This window comes from Alcanivorax sp. HI0044 (genome assembly GCF_001634945.1).
Genome location: NZ_LWEZ01001683.1, coordinates 1 through 914, shown reverse-complemented (window position 1 = coordinate 914; position 914 = coordinate 1). Strand labels below are relative to the sequence as shown.

At 60.6% G+C, this 914-nt stretch carries 2 pseudogenes; one reads left to right on the top strand and one right to left on the bottom strand.

The features are described 5' to 3' along the window. A pseudogene (locus tag A3730_RS32220) lies at positions 1-453 on the top strand (ABC transporter permease); the annotation flags it as partial. Here A3730_RS32220 and A3730_RS25380 read toward each other — a convergent pair. Next, positions 430-914 (bottom strand): annotated as a pseudogene (locus A3730_RS25380) (Bcr/CflA family drug resistance efflux transporter); the annotation flags it as partial. The pseudogenes A3730_RS32220 and A3730_RS25380 sit on opposite strands and share 24 nt — an antisense overlap.

Genomic DNA, 914 nt, shown 5'->3' with positions numbered 1-914 from the left:
CTGGTCCAGCAATTCCCGCAAATCAGCTTGCTGGACGTAAATGCCATCCTGGCCACGCTGCAGGATATCATCGGCCAGGCTAGCCGTGCGGCCTTTGTGGTGGGCGTACTGCTGTTACTCGCTGCCCTGCTGGTGCTGATGGCGGCCCTGCTGGCTATGACAGACGCCCTGCGGCGGGACAACCGGTTGCTGATCGTGATTGGGGGCCGCCGCGCCTTGCTGCGTAAAACCGCGGCACTTCAAGCCTTCTATCTGTTCGGTGGGGCCGCATTGCTGGCCAATCTGATCCACCTGGCCGCCCTGATACCGCTCGGCACTCGCCTGTTCGACAGCCAGTTGCCATTGAGTGGCTGGCTGTTACTGCCGTGGGGAGTCGCCGGGTTGGTAACGCTGGCCGCCCTGCTGGCACCACCGCTGATGCCCAAAGGCTCAGGGCTGTCGGCGAGCCAATAGAGAGAATGCCACCCAGGCCGCCACGCTACTGGCGGCCATCAAGGCGGTCATGGGTAACGTGCTGCCATCGTGGAGCATGCCCAGCACCGTACCGATAACACCTGCCAACAGGAATTGCAGCGCGCCATTCAGCCCGGTGGCCGCACCACTGTCGCGATCGAACAAATCCAGGAAGCTGGCGATGCCGTTGGGCATGATCAACGCGACCATTCCTGCAGCAACCATGATCAGCGGCACCACCAGCCACAGCGTCAGCAAACCGGCCAGGGTTAAACCCAGCAAGGTGAGACAGGCCGCCACCTGTAACGCCAGTGCCACCTGCATGATTGATGCACTGCTGTAACGGCGCAGCAGCAAAACGTTTAACCGGTTCATGCCGAGCATGGTCACCACATTGGCGCCAAAATACAGGGGGAACTGCTCTGGCGTGATTCTAAAATACTCCATGTAAAGAAAGGCAG